The organism is Ignatzschineria sp. 22MB058224 (genome assembly GCF_058188435.1).
In genome coordinates this window covers 200,921-220,896 of sequence record NZ_CP187366.1, presented here as the reverse complement: position 1 = coordinate 220,896, position 19,976 = coordinate 200,921, and the positions used below count along the sequence as shown (strand labels likewise).

Below are 19,976 nucleotides of genomic sequence, written 5' to 3'. Positions count from 1 at the left end.
AAAGCCTCTCTTTCTTATAGCGAATCATTGAGTGCTTTGCAATAACAATTACATTCTCTTAAATTAATGGGCAAGATAAGGATTTGTCGTCATCAACTTCGAAACTCGTGACGCTTGGGTAATATAACGACCATTCATCGGATCATAATAACGATTAAAAGTGTAATGTAATCCTGAATCACCATCATAAAACTGCCCTGTTAATCGCAATGGTTGATAAAGCTTCTTCTCATTCTCTTCCCGTATTTTGTTCCCTAATGGATCGAGCTCAATTTCCCAATCAATATCACCCTTTTCATTAATCAATGCCAATGGTGTTCCTGAAGGATCACAGTGATAATAGTGCATTGCAACTTTAGGGGGTTCAAGCTCATCTGGTAAAAAAGTGGCTATTGTCTTCTCATCAAAGCCTATTTCTGCCAACCATTCTGCCATTTCGACCGATAAAGAGCCTGCACGAATCTCCCTTTCTACTCGATCAAAACGATCTTTTATCAGATCGGGTAACTCGACTTCAACGCCTGCAGAGATTAAGTCAGAAAGGGTCTGTACTTTTTCAGGTAGGGGCAACCTTTGAGCGATACGAATAAGGGGCTCTAAGGATGCAGGGTTATAGAGTGTATGAATACGCTCTTCATCATGCTCTATCGTCACAAGCTTCTCTTGATCCCACCCATACCAATAATGCGTATCATTGATAAACTCTCCTTTGCAGAAATTAGAAATATCTTTACTAATACGGCGACCAAATCCATCATAACGAAAATGCGTCTCTTTCACTTTATCAGTGCCGATATATTTTTCAAAACGAACTAATTGCTGTGCGCAATTATAGATAAATTGATGATGTTCATCTTCAAATCGATGCTCTTTTTTTACCAAATTACCAAAATTATCATAATGATAGAAGTAGCGTTCATCTTCCATTAAACGATTTTCTGTAAATTGTGGATAGAGTGGATGTGGAATATTTGGCAAGCGATTACCTGCCTTATCATAGTGATATTCACGCTTATAATTATTGGAAACAACATTATCTATACGCCCCGTTATATCATAATGATACTGTGTTTCACCGCTATTCGTTATAGTCTGAATTAATTGGCCTTTCATATCATATTGGTAATGCCGATTCAGTATTGCTAAAGCATGATCTTCAGCGATATTTTTAGCAAGATACCCTGCTTTATCATATTCTGATCGCAAAATATATTGGCCAAACTGACGATGTTTTTCACGATAGAGTGCATCTCGATCAATCGATAATAACGAATGCGCTCCTAACCTTATAGCCGTGAGGTATTTTTCACTATCCACCTCATAAAGATATTCTGGTAATCCTTCAATTCTAGAAGCCTCACGAACACCAAGTGCATTATAACGATGGCTAATTTCATATTGCCATAATTGCTCTTTTCCTTGAGCCACCCACTGAGTCTCTTTAGCAATTCGTCCTAGTGCATCATATCCAAAACGTACCCCAATGACCTCATCATCAATCTGTTTAATGCAGGAATGGAGTCGCCCTGTTTGATAGTCGTATTTGATTGTCTCTGCACCAACTTCTGGATTCTGATACTCTTTTTTCATCAATTGATCATGATAATTATAATGATAAGTAACTAAAAGCGCTTGCTCTTGCTCTTCGGTAATAAGTCCAACGTCATTATAGCGATAATATTTTTCCCGTTGATCGATGCCGATCTCTTTAATAAGCCGATCCATTGCATCATATTCAAAAAATGCTTCAGCACCGTTTTCATTGATAAACTTCACCATTCTGCCCGCGACATCGTAATGATATTTTTGCACTTGATCCGCATACTCACTTTTAATCATTAGACCTTGTGAATTATACTCCATGGTCTTATAGCTTCCATCTGCGTAAGTCAAGCGAGTAAGGTCTCCCGCATCATTATAGCGATAATAGATAGTTGCCTGAGTTTGGGTACTACTTTCAATTAGGCGATTACGATCATCATAACGATTTTTCTCTAATAACCCCTCTTCATAACGAATCTCTTCAACATTCCCCCATTGATCATAATTAAAACGAGTGGTGTGACCTTCATCCGTTGTTTCAGCAATCTTCTGTCCATACAAATTCCATTCATAACTTGTCGTTTGCCCAAGCGGATTAATTTTTTTCAATAAGCAAGCGCTATTCTCGCCATATTGATAACTGATTTTTTCATCTAAATGGTTCACTTCCTCGATCAAACGACCATACTCATCATAGTGATATTCGGTAATCTCCTCTGAAGGCGTTTTTGTACGAACAACTAATCCCATTGAGTTATAGTCATAACGATACTCTTGACCGTCACCGGTTGTTTTCCCAACGACTTTTCCGGAAGCAACATCAAGATCGAATGATTTTCGGCGACCAAGTGCATCAATTTGTGCGATCAATCGTCCATTATGATCGAATTTATTTTCGACAATCGTTCCATCTTTACGGACATGCTTTACAACGCGGCGAAGTCCCTTCTCACCGGCAAAATAGTAATGATCAACACGATCTAAACTATCTTTAACTATCGCCTCATCAACGCCATAACTGAAATAGTAATTTAAGCCTTCTGGATTATGTTGTTCTATTACTCGCCCTACCGCATCATATCGATAGGTCGTCACTGGGCGACCACTATAACTATGTCCAATCATTCGAGCGATATTATGAGGATCATATGTAAATTCACGACTCTCTTTACCAGAGCGATCAATCACCGTAGCTAACTCCCCCTTAGCGGTGTAGCGATATTCAACCAAGGCCTCTTTAGGTAGAAGATGAAATAAGGGGTCATTCTCTAAAAAAAGAGCTGTTAAGCGCCAGCCGGAATCTTCGCCATAACCATTTTTATGCGCATTATTGAAATTTTTCTTAAACAGCTGCTCATACTCTAGACGAAATACGCGTCCAGCAGAATCGGTAATTTGTGTTATAAGCTGTGCATCTTCTTTTTGTCGCTGATAATGAACACGATTTCCAAAAATATCCACTGTCATCACTAAATGACGTTTTTCAGACACAGGCAATGGATAAATCGCCATTTCATCTTGATGGTTTTGATGGGGATAATGATAAATTGAAACAGGCCCTAAAACATTATTCATCACAAAATAACTATTGCGATCTAAACGGTACTCAAGTGGGATCTGTTTCCAGATATTTCCTAAAGCAGGATTTCCTCCAATAAGTTCTTCTTTTCCACCACGAAGTAACCAGATATTTTCACTCGGGCTAAAGAGCGAACTTCCTTCAATAAGCTGCTCAAAGTAGATGCTACGCCCCTCCTTATCATGAAGGATAATCTCACGATTTTTAACTGTTAAGCTGACATCTAGATGACTCTTCCACGCAGGACCTAAAACACCTACGGCACTTGGTGTTGCTGTTTTATAACTGCTATAACTTCTCGCTAGGATTAACGGCAACTCACATGGCAATGAAAGATCAACCTCATTTACAAGAACTTTCGCACCAATAGCGGGGTTTACCGGACTACCAATAGACAAAAGATTTGCCGCCGGTGAACACGGTTTCCCACTTGGAAAGCCGGCAAGCACACCAGGAGAACCCGACAATATCGGCCCTCCTATTAAAGTCATATCTCCAATTCTAGCAACAGGCATTGCACACATAATTACTCTCCTATTTTAATTCTGTCGATTCAATTTTAAAAATTCATATCAATGAGTTTAAAGGCATAAGCTCATTAGAGCGGTGCCGTAGGAGGCGATTGGCTAGCGCCGGAGTTCAGATTGACGATCATACCATCGGCATTAATCGCAGCCTGAGCCTGTAAGTGGAGGTTTAACCCTTTGATATAGACATTTCCATCACATGTGAGAACAATTTTGGATAATCCACATGCCAATTCAAGATGCTTTCCAGCACCTAAGACTGAAGCGACACCGGCAAAATCAATCTTCGCTTTAAGGCTCACCATTTTGAGAATATTGGTACAGATCTTATAGAGGAAGCCCACATTAGTCGCTTTAATCAATCCTACTTTCGAGATTGAGGTTGCGCCAATGGTTAATGCTTTTAAAATACCGATCGTTTCGAGTTTATTAAGTAGTACCGTCTCTATCTGGTTTTTCTTCACTGTTAACATATGGTTCCCGCCGATAGTCTCTGTTTCGTGACGGATAATATCAATCGTTTGGTCATTCTCTACGAGAATTTTCTGATTGCGGCCAATTCGTTCTGAATGATCTCGAATAACGTACGTTGTCCGATCATTGAGCACTTTTGTATCCATATTTTTCTGTGCATGAATATGGATCAGCTCCTCATTAGTGGCATCATCAAATTTGAGTTCGTTATAACCTGTCCCATGATAGGTTTTGGTTTTAATGCCGGTAATTGTTTTTTCACGGGGTAGATCATAGGGCTGCATATTTAAGGCATGATAAGTGCGGCCTGTTACGATAGGGCGGTCAGGATCCCCTTCTAAGAAACTAATAATCACCTCATCACCGACTCTAGGAAGTGCCATTGTCCCTCGACCAGCCCCTGCCCAACCATCTGAAACCCGAATCCAACAGGTACGTTCACTCTCATCACGGGGTTTAGGTGTTTGGCGACGGTCCCATTTAAAATAGACCTTTACTCGTCCATATTTATCGACGTAGATCTCTTCTCCCGGTGGTCCTGTGACAACAGCAACATGCGGCCCGCCGACTTGAGGTTTTGGGTTCGGTGTTGGTTTCCAAGATGTATTCAGCGGCAATACCGCAAACTCATTTTTATAGAGAGTTTTGCCAGTTGTTGCGCGTTCTTCATGTGCTTGTGCCTGCTCTCCTTCATGTTTAACATGCGTTAACAACCAACGGCGATTAAATCCTTCTTGATAACAATTTTTGAGCTCAAAGAAAAAACCTGGCTCCATCTCTGAAACATCTCCTCTTCCGACAGCAGTTAGTGCGTCGCGGCGCAGATACTCTATACGCGCCTCCGAGAAGAGTTTACCCACATCACGTTTACGATAACGCGATGGATAATCATAATGCTCATAAATACCATTTTGATCTTCAATCTCAAAACCTTCTGCCTCATGAGAGAACGTATAATCAGGCGATTGAAAATGGTACTCATCAAGCACTGCATGCGTTGGACGAATCTCCGTCTTTAAAAAGAGCGATTTGATATTGCTCTGATCTTGAATTCCACTTGCTAAGGTATCGTATAGAACCTCTTTATTAATATGTCTTGTGACAGGCGAGTGATCGGTAAAGATCAATTTATGGCCTTTATCAGTATGTTGGAAGTAGTAGAGAATTCCCTCTTCTGCAAGAATTCGATGAAGGTATTCAAGATCATTTTCCCGATATTGCACACAATATTCTCTGGGAGTATGTTTTTTATGAATTTTTAACTCATAATCAGTTAACTGAATTTCAGAAAGATAGGTTTCTAAAATATCAATCACCGTCTGTTTTTGGAAAATACGGGAATTGTGACGTAAAGAGAGTCGAGCGAACTCAGGAACAATCGTAACCTTATACCGAGTATCTTGCGCAGTGTCTCCGCGCTCAAAACGTTGAATAATGCCATGGAAAGTTCGAGTATGTTGACTATTTTGATAAACCTTCAACACCCCTTTTTTATTGAGCATTTCACGTGGATCAATATTGGGATTCGCACTCACTAACGAAATCTCACCACAAAAAGGGGTTGATAACCCTTCTTCAAATGTGAACTTCAATACCGCAAATCTACTCACACCTTCGACCGCAAACTCAAAGCGGACATCATGATACTGTCGATTAACCATTTTCTACTATCCCTATGAAGTCTATTGCCACTTCTATTGCGCTTTTTCTAACTCTATTAAAGAGAAATATTCGCAAATAGCGTGGGCCAAAATAAAATTTTTCCTCGGTTAGACTATCGTAAAAAAACAGGTTATTCGGTGTTAAAGCCTTATAAACCTGATACGTATCAAAAATTGCCTATTAACCCTTGTAAATTGCACTCTTTGCGGCAACTTTTTGCCATTTCAATCGAGATTTTTTCCATTAAAAAAGGGGCTTTTAGCCCCTTAACAAAAATATATCTATCTAAATTTTTAAAACTCTAATTGCTTATTTTTAAGCGCTTTCAAAAGTCGTTCTTTGCGTAGTTCTTCTTCAGAGAAGGTTTCAAATTTCATTGGTAAAGTTCCTTGATAACGTTCTGAACTTCGAGGATTAAATTGACGCTCCGCATAACGAATTTTAGCATTTAACTCCTGCGCTGTTGCTGGTTTGTTTTTATTCGCTGTTTGATGATTGGGTACACGACAATTTCTGGAAACACTCTTAAGCCCATAAGGATTACGCAACGTTGCTCGATAGAAATGATCGAAGCAATCAGCAAGCGCTTGATTCTTTGCATACCCATTCAAACCATCTCGGAAAGTCGTTCTTAAATAGAGCAAACTCTTTAAAGAGCCGTGATCTGCTGCTTGTAAATGATGATCAATTGCTTTTGGATAATTCTCTTCAAATATTTCATACCCGACAGCTAAAGCATGATGTGCAGATGCATTATTTTGTTTTAGAGCGCAATGATAAGCACTTTTTCCTTTCTGATAATCACCCTCTACATAAAGATAGTAATCCCCTAAGAGTAATTGAGCTTCAGGATCACCTTTTAAAGCGGCATGATAAAGGTAATCTTCCGGCCTTAAGTTTGGATGAGGTGTAACAACTTTTTTCTTCTGTAATAATTTAGCAAAGAGTGTATATCGCTCATTTAAATCAGGCGATTGCATAATCTTCACATAAATATTCTCAATCTCCTGAGCATATTTTTGCTTATTTTCATTATGAATACCATCACTATAAAGAGCATATGTTTCATACAGCATTAACATTCTTGGTAAAGCTTTTGTCTCGCCTAATGCCAACGCACGGTTATAAAGCGAAATTTTGTTACTTAATGCAATATCTCGGGAAAATTGCTGCTCTGCACGTTGAAAAGCCTGGCGCACTTGCACAGGTTTATGCGTAGACACCTCTGATACACAGATAAATGAGGCTTGTGGATCAAATTGACGAATTTCTTCCATAAAAAAATCAGTCTCTTGTGCAATTCGATTCCCTAATTGACTCTGTGTATTATTTAATCCCACACATCCTACAATCAATAATGAAATACTTACTGCAGAAAAGAGATATTTTAACAAATAATGCAAGTTCGATCTTTTAGATACTTTTTTCATGCTTTACCTTTTTATTTATACAGCGAAGGTGAGAGATAAAATTGACGTAACAATGTCGTTGTAAAAGGATTAATCTCGCCCGGAACATTAATCTCATAGCGCATCGGCACCCCTTTTTGATTAAAGGTTAACGATAGACGATCTCCGGAAATTGGGGTTAATGTCCCTTGATCAAACATTCTAAAGAGCGCCCAAGGGCCATGAGTCGTAATTGTTGACTGCGCTTTACCACCGGTCATACTCAGCTTCGCAATTGTTTCGCTAGCGGATTTTGTTAATGTATTGGGCCAAACAAGTGCATACCAATGTTTAGGACCGTGGGTAAAGACCACATATTGTCCTTCAATATTGAGAACACTACGCTGGATTTGCGAGCCCATTGAAACTGGTGCAATCATAAATTCAATACCTAATACTCCTTGCTGATTAAAAAATCCTTTACGGATCTTTTCCGCACTTCTGATCTGCTCTAATACCTCTGGCTTAATCAATTTCTCTCCGGCCGAAGTCCCATCAACTGCTAGATAATCACCTAAGAATGGCGATAGATCTTCCTTGTAGAATTTAGTAATCGTGCCATTTTCACCAAAGAAATGAATAAACTCTTCAAGCGAAACTTCCGCTTTAGCACTTGGATTAAACGGATATTTCGGCGCTAACGTTGAAACAAATTCCCCGTAAACCTCCTCATTCCATTTTTTATCAACCTCTGCTAATGCCGCCATTAAAATCACTTTCCACGATTCGACTGCCAATTTATTCACAATTCGATTCATGGGGGATGGCAATTGCGCAGATACTCGCGTTAAGGCATAGATAGGATCACTCTCGTTAAGCATAATCCGGTTCTTAGCAGTCAATAAGGCCATTTGCCCGGGATTAGGGGCATCTTGAATATTACGCAATAAAGTATTAACGCCTCCAATAATATCCATCACTTCCGTATTAAAAAGTGGCGCAATAGTACTTGTATCTGTCTGCATAACACTATCAGTAATTTTATTGAGCTTATAGAAATCACCATTAATTTCGGATGATAAGAAATAAGTATTCGATTTTTCTAGCTCAAGACGCGCCTTTTGGTCTGCGGCAAGGTTCGCCGTTAATTGTGTATTATCCTTTACGGATGCCAATAATCGTTGAAATGGCTGATTTCCCCCCAAGACATTATCGAGGACTAATACCCCATCACTAATACTATTAAAAGGACGGACATCAAGATTATTAAGGCGCTCTCGCCATACTGCGATATAGTCAGCAGTATACTGTTCGCGAATCTTCGTTTTAAACCATTCAAGATCCTCATCGGTATATTCAAGCTGCTCACGTTCACCAATGATCCAGTTGTCAATAATAGCCATTTGATAGACATTATCTGATTGCGTTGAGTAGTATTGATCAATCCCTTTTTTGGTAAAAATCATGGGGATATCAGTTGGGATCGGTTCGTTATTGATCTCTTGTGCAAAGACAATATCAAATGCCGGTCCTACTTCCACTCGTAGATCAAGCGGCGTATTGTACTTCACCAACCCATAATGCTTAAAGCTACGATAAATCCGCTGTTCCATTGGGATTTTACGGATATCAATACGTGATTTAGCGACTAGGTCATCGTATGGAAAGAGTACCTCTTCTGCTTCTATCACACCATCTTCGCGATCTTGCCCAACATCGGTATATTTCAGCGCATAGTCAAGATGACGAATAAGATTACTCTGCACTTGAGCTTGTCCTGAAAATAGGGGCTGCCAATAGTTAGTGAAATAATCCATCACTAAATCCGGCATACGCGCTTTTTGATTCGTTAACATATGAAATATACGCAAAAGACGAAGCTGCTCATCACTTTCTGGCTCAGCTAGACTCAATTTATAGGCAACGCCCGATGCTAAATGACGCACATACCCATAAGAGAGTAACCGTAAATAGGTGCTTTCAATCGCCGTTCCGACCTTTTTTGCTTGATTTAAACCCATTTCAGAAAAAGGCGTTAATGAGCGGAAATCGCCCATTTCTAACATCGCTTCACGGATAAGATTTAACTCCGGCAACATCACCTGCCCGGTCACATCTAACTTTTGTCCACTTCCTGGGAGTTCTACAAACAGCTCGACCTTTTCACGCACTTGTCCAAGCGAGTAGAGATTTTTAAAATAGTAATAGTTGACAAAACCAAGTAAAATAATGGCAACAGCACTACTAGCAATTCCGATCTTCACAAAGAGTGAACGTTTGCGTTTCACCTCTTTGGCATTATCAGTGGCAAGCCCTGACTCTTTAATAATTAATTTCGTAAAGAGATCTTTAGTAAAAAACGGTGTTGAATAACGATTATCTTGTGCTCGTATTGCATAATTATCAAGCTGATAACGCTTAACGATTTCACTTAAAAAGAGATTATAAGGCACACCTTGTTGGTAGATACTCGTAAAATAGACACCACGAATCAGCGGCTGCATTGAGTACTTATCACTAATCAGTACTTCGCGTAAAAACTGTGAAAGAATCGATTTAATACCCAGTAATTGCTGATAAAAACTATAAAGTGCCACACGATCATCCTGCTGAGCACTTTCGATCATGGCGGTCGGCAAACATGCTTTAATTTTTGCCAAAAATTCCTCATACTGATCTTTAAAATCTTTGAGCCAACCATTGACACTATTAACAGCATCAATTTTGAAAGTAAATCCAAAGAGCGATTCCCGTTCATCTTTATTAAGATGCTTAAAGAACTCTTTAAATCCTTGTAGCTGATCAAGTTTGGTAAAAACTACATAGATCGGCATTTGGCTTGAAACCATTGAGATTACTTCTTGAATACGTGCCCGTAAAATTCCGGCATGGGCACGACGCTCAGCGATTAAGCTCCCTACTAATTGAGGCAAGTCCACTACTAATACAATACCATTGAGCGGACGTTGAACACGTACTTCGCTTACCCAATCAAGAAAATCGAGCCATAAATGGCGGGCAAGTTGTGGGTCATTCTCTCCAGGCGTTAAAACTGTAAGGGGCTTTTGAACCAATATTTCACTGTCAGGATCAATAAAGAGCGCATCATCACTGAACCACCAATTATAACTAAAGGGGTTTTCACTTTTGAAATTTGAAGCATCTAAAATCGATTTATAGAGAAAATCAATGCCAGAGGATTTAATCAGACTCGTCTTCCCAGCATCAGATAACCCCACTACAAGGTACCAAGGAATATCATATAGATGATTATTCTCTTGATAGTTTTGTTTGAGATTTTCTACCATCTCATTGAGCTCAACGCGCTGGCGTTCAATATATTTTAATTTGACATCAACGGTTAAGAGCTCCTCTTTTTTTCGATCGTTATAATAATTTTTAATCTCTTTACGCATCTTAAAACTGATAAAAAGAAGCGCAGCGAGTGTAAAGACAATCGAAAAGAGAACACGGCTTGTGACAGAACTTAGAGGATGCTCTTTATCGATAACAAGATCAGGTCCTTTCCACCAAACAATAATATGGATGGCGATAAAGAGGAAAAAGAGCGCTGTCGGTGCTGAACTACGAAGATAAGGGCGCATAAAGCGCCATACGCGTAAAATAGGATTTAAATAGCGTAACTCCCTGTAGAAAAAACGTCTCATTTATCGACTCCTTTACCATTATTATTCTTTTCAATTCGCAATTCTTTTGCTAAGTTTTCGACCAATTGTGGTTCCCATGCTGTCACGGGTAATTCTCTAATAATTTGGGTGATCAGCTGATCATTATGAAGTGCTAGCTCATGGAGATTCTCTTGTCGATAAAGTTCCGAGAGAGCTAATTTCCATAATGTTTTTTCCCGAAGATTGATAGAGTTTTCAATTTCATCGTGGATATAATGAAGTGCCGGCGTAAATCCTTCCTTTTGATAATAAGCTTCTACATTTAAGAGATAATCATTCCATGGTTTTAATTGATAGAACTGGGCTTTATCACTAGCATCACAAGAAATATCCTTTTGTCCTGTACCAATCCTCACTTTTTCTTCTAACCATGCAATAGTTTCAGGCGAGAAAAAAGGCTCACCATTACTGAACGTCAAACCTTTGAGTTGTGGTAGACGTTCAAGTAATTGATTAATCCGATCTTGAATAATAAGCGCGATTTCTGGCGAAAGAATTTTTTGAGCGATCGTGGCACTCATAAAATGGGCATCAAACCAAAACGGTGCTTTTGAAAGCGAATTTTCGAGCTGAATCCATGAATCACGATCTACATTTTTATCATGTAACAAAGCTCGATATCGGCTTGCTAACTCTTGTGATGGCGCAGAAAGGGTTGTTTCACCTTCTGCATCACTCATCGGCGCTTCTAAAATACCTTCCCAAAGATGAATGCGGCGTAAAATTACCGCAATTAAATCTTCATGATTTGCTGTAAATATATCGATAAAGTAATTAAGTGTCTGCTGATCACCGACAGATTTAAAGAGATCTTTAATAGATAATACATTCGTAGTTGCCAAAGATTTACTCTTAGTCACCACATGCTTTCCTGCCGGCTCCCTATTATTGGAAGCAGAGGTAGAATGCATCTCATTATTCGCGATAGACGAAGAATCTCCATTAACATCGGTTGTGGCAACCGTTTCAGATTGTTCTTCAACTAGCAACCGTTTTAAGGAAATCTCTAAATTTTCAAACTCTTCAAGCGTCTCTTCTTTTGCCTTTAAGGTATTCCCAATCGCTGTCGCTAATGTTTGTAGGCGCTCGTAAGAAGCTTGAGGTACTACATCTCCTAAAGCTTCTAATTCTTCGATTTTTTGCGTTGCTCGCACAAGAATTTGTGCTAATTGTCTGCGTCTATTTAACTCCGCCCGTTTATTTCCCTGATGAAAAGGGTAACCATCCCAAAACTCTTTGATCATCACTGATAGTAACGATAAGACTTGTGCGATGGAATCAGCAGATAAATTTTTCAGATAACATTGCGTTAAAAATGTCACCACACGGTAATCTTTACTCTGCTCTGTCAAGAGCATCATTGATTTTTGTTCAATCTTCTCCCACTCCACAGATTCATGGCTGAGAGAACCGATCTTCATAATTTCGGTATCTAGCCACTCAAAATCACTTTCATAAGAGATATCTGCGCCATTAGGATTATCACCGGCGATCGGTTGACCGAACTTTTCTAAAAATTGGCTAAAACTCATCTCTATCTCCAATGACACATAATTTGTAAATCGCGTACTTGGCTTGCGAACGGCCCCAGGGGAATGGTATAACGACGATCTTTGATCTGCAGTGTAAAGGCCGAAAGCCCGATCATATCGCGCATAATATCGATTGATGGAATACCTCGACCTTCGCGTAGAATATAGCCGGTATCATCAAGTAACCAACGTTTATCAAATTGATTACGCGCAGTTACAGAAACAGGAATAATTCCAGATTGCAAAGGCTCATCCAACATCACTTCAATTCGACTGATATTATTGACGCAACTAAATACAAGGATTCCTAAATTTTCCACAGGTTGTGTGAAATAGAGTGCATCGTAATGCGGATATTTCTCAATATGCGTCCAAAAACCCGTGTAATTTTGTGGGCGACTTTGATTAATCCGCTCTGCAAGTCGCCACTCTTGAGGATGGTCTTTAGAGATTTTTTCCGGTGCTCTCACCGCCTCAATCTCTTCAACTTCTGTATAATAAAATGGCGTATCGAGTAAAAGATCGAAACAAAGAAGTCGTTCTCGGTCATATTCAATCGATCGGCACGCATCAACCTCTGCTCTTTTTAAACGCAATTGCCGGGCATTCTCTCCATAGTTGTCGGCATACGCCACTACGACCCCCATTGGAGCGAGTTGATTATCAGAGACAGCCAACAGCAACTTCATCGATAATAAAAAAAAGAGTGTAACAACAGTTCGAGCCAAAAATTTATCTCTCATGGCAATATCAATCCTTAAAATACCAATACTTTATGAAGCTCTTCCACTAACTCATTCCCTTTTCCATTAAGGATAAAGAGATAGACAAGATAAACGGCGATACTAAAAAGAAAGATCGAAACGACAATCTTCATCGGCGTCATCTCTTTTTTAAGTGCATAATCTTTAGGGACAATATTTTCATAAGGATGTACCAAAGGCTCTGGTTCCCAACGCTTATAACGTTTTAATTTGTCATAGAGATTAAGCACAATTTCCTCGTGCTTTTTCTGCGCATGAAAATCCATCACTTTAAAGCGCCCCTGAAATCCAAGGCAGAGACAAAGAAACATAAACTCCAGTAACGAAAAATATTTTGCAAGATCTTGTTCTAGCTTCTTAATAATAAGATAGGTTTTTTCACCACCCCATGCTTCATTATGGAAGTGAACTAACAACGATTTCGACATCCATGCCGAACCCGCTCCCCATTCTGTACTCATGATCGCTTCATCAATAAAGGTACAGAGTACATATCGATAGGCAATAATCGTCGCATGATCAAACCCAGCCTCATAAAGCTCAAACTCAATACTATTGATCTCATCCACACATTGCTGATAGAGCCCATTGAGATCTTCATGAGGCTTACGTTGACCTCTAGCGCGCAAAATAAGCCCTATCAGTGGTGTAGCACAATCAACAAAAAGATTATCTTGCGTATCATCACGCAATTTAAACCAATAATCCGGATCATAGTTAAACGGGTGCTCTTCATCTGAAAGCGCATGTTCAATAAAGGTATCGCTGTATGGTGTAATCACAGGATCTTTCTGTTCTTGGGTATACGCCACAACATCATCGCGATCTTTCACTGCCGGTGTTAACTTTCTCTTGCTCATCTTACCCTCTACTTTCTCTCCATTACGCACAAACTCCCCAATGACTAGTGGCGAGGAATTGCCCAAAACTGCATCTGTAATTCTGGGAAGTTCTCAAACGGTACATGGAACGCAAAACCACTTGAGCCTTCGAGCATCTTCCAAGAAGGATGATTTTTATCGAGCTTGAAGTAGATAAAATCAGCATGGTAAGGAAGCTGACGAGGTGTAACTGGTAGTGGTAATAGAGGAATCGCTGGAAGTTGAACAGAGGTAATATCACGGATTTTCTCGATTGAAGCGATTTTTGCTTGCTGCACAAAGTAACGTTTAAGATCTTCGGTTGGCATCTGTGCTTTCAACGCTAACACAAACTCAGCACTGTTGATTAAGCTTGGATCTGACAGCGGTGCAATGCTAAGACCATGATCACGACGATTAATTTTGATCGGGATCGCACGAAGGTCAAATTCAATACTCAATACTTGACGAAGCAAGCGCATAAGCTCTTTAAAAGGTGTGTCAGGATGGACATGATCGTACGCCATAAATTTTGGAGAAAGTCGATCTTCCGCCACAAAAGTTGAGATCTCAGAGCAGTAACGCATCATAAACTTATAGAGCTCTTCCGGATGAAGATGGTTTTGATTAATCAAGCCTTGAAGTTCACCATGCATGAGGTTCAGTACTTGCAACATCATAAAATCCGAAACATCGGCAACACCACCTTGCGTTGGACTGCCAACACGAAGAGCAATATTCTGAGAACGAGTCCGCACTAAACCTTCAAGCTCTGCTAAAAAGGCATCGAGAACCTTAATTTTACGGGAATTAAGATGGCAAGGAATATAATCATTATAGAGATAAAGCTCACCGGAGTTATCACGGTTCTTGATTTTGGCAATTGCAATTGTGCTGTAAGAGCTCATATCTTCACTACCAAGCATTAATGAGAGTTTCACCGGCGAAAGATTAATTTCATCAGCATTCCCCATAATGCTATGGGTATCTTTTACCAAGCTCTCCTTCTCACAAAAACGCGTAGGACTATAAACATTTTGTCCCACTTCACTCTGTCCCTCATTACGCTCCATCACTGCCAGATAGACAATCTCATTCCCTGATTGTGCAGTACCGATCTCAAGTGGCTCAGGTAAAATATCTTCCGCAGGAAAATCAAAAAATGTACCATCTGGCATCATTCCCGTGACATGTTCTAAAGTGATTTTGCCAAATTTAAGATGATCCTCATTGATCTTCACTTCAACAATGCCAAATCGATTACCACTTAATGTTTTCGCACGCGCTTCCACTAAATATTCAAGATTTCGCTGCATCTGCTGAAAATGATGTGGTCGAATAAAAAGCCCTTCAGACCAAACGACTCTACTATTTTTGGACATTGTTATTTCTCCATTCTTTCAAAACGAACTTCTTGGGGTTTGACGATAACAATCACTTTGGCATCATCACCAACCCCATCCACTCGAATAATTTTTTTCCATAAAACAGAATCAATATCTCCAAAATGCGCAATAAGTCCTAAGAACCGTGTTCTTGGAGAGATTGAAATATTTTTAATATATTGATGTGATGAGGGATCGATCGTATATTCCTCGTGATCTAAATAGGTTTTTGACAGTACATAAGACTTATCAGAGATCGATAAACTATCGTAATCAGCGGCTAAAAAACGTGCTTTATCTTGTAACTGAAAGATCTCTATCGTGACCGGCGTTGGCTCACCGTAGAAATTGAGGTTAATTTTATCCTCACCAACGAGCACAAGATCAATATCACTCTCTTCAGCAAGTTTTTTTAACTGTTGTTGGGCAAAGGCATTAGGATTGGAATAAATTCCTGGATATGCTCCCGGCATTCCACAAGCAGTTAGAAAACTCAAAAGTAATAATAAGCCACTCATTTTCATGATCTTCTTCATCTCTATTCCTTACTTATCCTGTGGTTTTTTATCTTGTAGATCGCGAATTTCCTTGTCGTAACATTGGTCAAAAAGCTCCCAGAAGAGCTTATTAAAACCTGTTTGACGGCTAGATGTAAGCTCTTGATAATAAGCCTGATACATCTTCCACGCCCAAGCTTCACGATCCTCCGGCGGAAGATTACGAGCCGAACGATAGTAGTTAAAACGCTCCATCAATCGTTCTGGAGAAATCGAATCTAATATCCGCATCAATGCATAATTAATCGCAGTTTCAGTCGCTTGATGATGATCTGCTAATAACTCTAGACTCTCACGCATTGCCGCCGGCGCGGCTAAATGCACTAAACTGGTTTTTGAATCAAAGAGTAGCTTTGCAGTTTCATCATACGAGAGTCCCATCTGTAATGGATTATCAATAATCGGTTGAAAAGCTTTATCAGAAGCATTGTGAGAAATCAGCTTATTCTGCTCATAAAGCTTCAATAAACCTTGAATAGCCTCTTTTAAGGAAGCACCAATCTCTTCAGCGATATATTGCACTTCGCTCGAATCTAAATTTGTACTAATTTTGGCATCAAGCCCTTTTAACAAAGGCGATAAAACATAATGGGATTTTCCACTCCAGTCTTTTGCATTAGGATCGTAAAAATGATTCTCGATCTCTTCGAAGTTTTTAGGGACAGCGCCAATAACGGCATCAAGATGAAAGCTTGAGTTAGAATCGGAACTGATCTCATCTTTTTGAGTAATTTCAAGAGCAGAAAGTGGATCAATTTGGGAGGCACAATCTTCCGGCACTAAATTATTATCATGTTCTGATGAAAAAATACTGGTTAAATCATGCTTATGAAATCGAAGAGGATCTTCTTCACGCTCTAAAAATGTTTGAAAACGGACATTATAGTTGCCAATTTTGACAACATCCTCAACGCCTAAAGCAATCGGTACATTGGGTGTGATTGGCGCTAATGAGTGATTAATATAAACATCGCCAGAATGATCGATTAAACAATATTGATCATCAATCACTGTAATTGTGCAATGCTTTTCAAGAATTGGACTAGAATCTGATTTTAATTGCCAATCCGCATTCGGCGATGATCCAATGGTTCCACCTAACTCACTAAAGATAAATTCGGGTTTTAATCCGATCTTCAACTCTTGGCTATTTCCGACTACACAATACAACTTTTGCCCATTCATACTATTTTTCCTTCCTTAAAATCTGTTTCACAAATTACGCCTGTACCTGAATATTGACTGTCCGTTTCTTATCGGTATCGCCCAAGAAAGTCGTCCATCCTAAAAAATTCTCCGAATCACGATTAAGATTGATAGGTGCAATTTCATTGGGTTTGAGTTCTAAGCAAAGGTCATACGCCATCTGAATTTTCATCATAAATTGCACCACTTTTTTAAGAATTTCATGCTCTTTTCCGACCGGTAAAAAATCCATGAATCGTTTTTTATCGAGATTATGAATCGTGATATTAAATTTATTCGCGCAATCACGAATTTTGCTCCCAAGGAGTGTTGTACTTCCTAGTGCACAGTTAGCAGCACCCAATTTTGTCTGTTGACTCGAATCGATTTCGACATAACGCATCACCCACTCTTCAATGGATGTTTCGATCGAAAAATAGTGTGATAAAACACCATTTAATACTTGCTGAGAACGACTTTTCCCCGTAATCATCCCAATATATGCAAGCATCTTTCGCCAATTAAGCTCACTCTCTTGGCGAAGATCCTCGTCTCCAACTCCAATTAATGCAAAGAAGCACTGTGAAATTTTATCGCTCGCACCAGGTAAAAATGTTTCGTGATAACGATACTTCCGCCATCCTTTATAGAGAATTGTTAATGCACGATGGTTAAAAAGCCCTAGGAAATCTTTCCGAATATCCTCATCATCATTAATCGCTAGCTCATCTAAAATAAAATTAGGCAGCGGCGATTGAGAACCTGATAACCCTAAAAATGTGGTTTCAAGATCGATACAATCCTTTTCAAATTGTAGTTGCCGAATATCTGTCTCTGCAAAACCTAGATGAGAAGATGCGCTATATAGAATTTTTCGAAGCGAATTCCCCTCTTCCGCCGAAATCTCTTTTAGGTAAAGATGCAGCACCTTCACCATTTGGTAGAAGCTATATTTTTTGGCATTTTCACGTAAAAAATGCTCAATAAACTCCACGTTCATCATATCAGTGGCTGTCTCCCTACGTCGGCACCAAAGAAATAATGCTCATTATTTGCAGCATTAATTACTGTCAACTCGTGAAAGGAATTAATACTCGCATAGAGTCTAAAGAATTGACTGAGCACTTTTGCAAAGAGAAAAAGATCTCCTTCACTCGCGAATGCAGATTCATCTAACGTCAATGTTGAGTGAATTCCTCGAATTGGCAACCCTTTATGAACTCGATCAATTGGTTTTGTTTTAATCTCCAAAATGCCCTCATTGATCTTTTTACGCGTGATTTTTTCTGCTTGTCGATCATAGATTGAGCGGAAATCATAAGCTTTAATCACCGTTTTTAAGCTATCTTGCGATAATAAAGAGGTGTAATTGAGTGCGAGATTAGAAATTAACATCCACAACAGACGCTCATCAGTCATTGGATGAAGCGGCATACTCGGCTCTGTAATATTTTTAACAGTAATATAGGCCGGTTCAGAGTCTTTTGAGGTGGTAATATCACCCTTACCGAGTTCTAAGGGTACAAAGCGATTACTGCAAAGAAGTTCAAGCGAAATTGTCTCATTGACCCCGATCTGAGAAAGCTCATCATTACGGGAAAATGCGATAAAATGATCTAATCCTCCGTAAAGAATATTCTCTTTTACCCGAGTTCGGTAATAGTAAGAATCCCCTTTTCGTTCCCGCTCTTCCTCATGCTGAAAACCCTCAAAAGCATGATATTCTCTGACTTGTTCAACACCATTCACATCACCCGGTCGCCCCCATCCTTCTACTTTATTAAAACAGAAGATCTCATATTTCTCGGGATTACGGCGAGAAGGTTTCACAATATATTCATTGCCAAACCCTTCAAGCGAAATAGGATCGGCATCATGTTTAAAGAGGTTAATCGCCGGCACACAGTAGAGCTGTAAATGACGATTAGTAATCCGTACATCATGAGGAAAGGATTTACGAAAACTAAATTTAAGCTGAAATTTTTGTTCGGGAATATTGGCAAAAAAATGGGATAGATGATCCAATTTCAAAAAGAGAAAAGATTCCGGATAGACCAAATATTCATGTAAAACTCGATAGCCTTGATAAACATTTTTGGGATATGGCAAAATTCCTTCATCTTCTTCAAAACCAACATCTTTCAAACATGATAACGGCACAGATATCACTTGATCACCAACATAGATCTCAATTTTACTTAAAAAATGATGAAACCAAAGATAAAGCGTATAGGCCTCATGAGAGGCCTCACCTAAGAAAAATGTAAGATCTTCTAAATCAATAGATCCTAAGGTGCTCTCCCCTTCCACTTCAAAGTCAAGCGAGATAGATGTCAAATCTTTGGTCTGTTCAAGATCTAAATGTGTTCGTTCTAATGGATAGAGTGTAACGCTTCGGCATGTTTGGAATGGGCAATAAATTTTACTCTCAGGGGCATACCCTGAAAGCTCAACACCCGCCTCAATAACTTGACGATTTTGAATAAGGTTATTGATTGTTGAGAATTTGGTAATCACCACACTTGGAAAGGGGCGCAAATAATTTGGCCAAAGCATGTTGATAACAGAATGTGTAAGTTCGGGGAAATCATCATCGAGCTTTTGACGTAAACGCCCTGTTAAAAAGGCAAATCCTTCCAGTAGCCGCTCAACATCAGGGTCAGTATATTTCCCATCTAAAAAACTTGATAAATGGGGCTTTATCTGAGAATAGGCTCGTCCCTGTTCTCGTAAATATGCGAGCTCTTCTCTAAAATATTTATCAAATTTCATGATTAATTCCTTTTAACTCTTCTCTACAACTATCGCTGTTACACTGCTTTACAAAATTCA

Annotated in this window: 12 protein-coding genes; all 12 read right to left on the bottom strand. The window is 39.3% G+C overall.

Translation table 11 applies throughout. From position 1 onward, the window contains the following. Positions 1-63: 63 nt before the first annotated feature. Positions 64-3,645 carry a DUF6531 domain-containing protein gene (locus ACPF7B_RS00850; RefSeq protein ID WP_490505752.1) on the bottom strand — a complete coding sequence of 1,194 codons (3,582 nt, stop codon included), beginning with the start codon at positions 3,643-3,645 and terminating at the stop codon, positions 64-66. 74 nt (positions 3,646-3,719) lie between these two features. After that, positions 3,720-5,783, bottom strand: a complete 2,064-nt coding sequence (locus ACPF7B_RS00845; protein WP_490505751.1) for a type VI secretion system Vgr family protein — start codon at positions 5,781-5,783, stop codon at positions 3,720-3,722. Positions 5,784-6,077: 294 nt separating this feature from the next. Further along, the gene (locus ACPF7B_RS00840) at positions 6,078-7,214 is read right to left on the bottom strand and encodes a tetratricopeptide repeat protein (protein WP_490505750.1); all 1,137 of its coding nucleotides are present in this window, start codon (positions 7,212-7,214) and stop codon (positions 6,078-6,080) included. 11 nt (positions 7,215-7,225) lie between these two features. Further along, positions 7,226-10,840, bottom strand: a complete 3,615-nt coding sequence (gene tssM, locus ACPF7B_RS00835; protein ID WP_490505749.1) for a type VI secretion system membrane subunit TssM — start codon at positions 10,838-10,840, stop codon at positions 7,226-7,228. After that, positions 10,837-12,393, bottom strand: a complete 1,557-nt coding sequence (gene tssA / locus ACPF7B_RS00830; RefSeq protein ID WP_490505748.1) for a type VI secretion system protein TssA — start codon at positions 12,391-12,393, stop codon at positions 10,837-10,839. Before tssA ends, tssM begins: the two co-directional genes overlap by 4 nt. 2 nt (positions 12,394-12,395) lie before the next feature. Beyond that, positions 12,396-13,136, bottom strand: coding sequence for a type VI secretion system-associated protein TagO (locus ACPF7B_RS00825; protein ID WP_490505747.1), 741 nt, complete (start codon positions 13,134-13,136; stop codon positions 12,396-12,398). Positions 13,137-13,150: 14 nt separating this feature from the next. Beyond that, on the bottom strand, positions 13,151-14,017 hold the full coding sequence (gene icmH / locus ACPF7B_RS00820; RefSeq protein WP_490505746.1) for a type IVB secretion system protein IcmH/DotU: 867 nt from the start codon (positions 14,015-14,017) through the stop codon (positions 13,151-13,153). Positions 14,018-14,061: 44 nt separating this feature from the next. Continuing rightward, positions 14,062-15,399, bottom strand: a complete 1,338-nt coding sequence (gene tssK / locus ACPF7B_RS00815; RefSeq protein WP_490505745.1) for a type VI secretion system baseplate subunit TssK — start codon at positions 15,397-15,399, stop codon at positions 14,062-14,064. Positions 15,400-15,401: 2 nt separating this feature from the next. After that, positions 15,402-15,938, bottom strand: a complete 537-nt coding sequence (gene tssJ, locus ACPF7B_RS00810; RefSeq protein ID WP_490505744.1) for a type VI secretion system lipoprotein TssJ — start codon at positions 15,936-15,938, stop codon at positions 15,402-15,404. A 9-nt stretch (positions 15,939-15,947) separates the two neighbouring features. Then, positions 15,948-17,144: a type VI secretion system-associated FHA domain protein TagH gene (gene tagH, locus ACPF7B_RS00805; RefSeq protein WP_490505743.1), complete on the bottom strand. Its 1,197-nt coding sequence runs from the start codon at positions 17,142-17,144 to the stop codon at positions 15,948-15,950. 34 nt (positions 17,145-17,178) lie between these two features. Further along, positions 17,179-18,147: a type VI secretion system baseplate subunit TssG gene (tssG, locus tag ACPF7B_RS00800; RefSeq protein ID WP_490505742.1), complete on the bottom strand. Its 969-nt coding sequence runs from the start codon at positions 18,145-18,147 to the stop codon at positions 17,179-17,181. Then, on the bottom strand, positions 18,144-19,916 hold the full coding sequence (gene tssF / locus ACPF7B_RS00795) for a type VI secretion system baseplate subunit TssF (protein ID WP_490505741.1): 1,773 nt from the start codon (positions 19,914-19,916) through the stop codon (positions 18,144-18,146). Before tssF ends, tssG begins: the two co-directional genes overlap by 4 nt. Positions 19,917-19,976 lie beyond the last annotated feature (60 nt).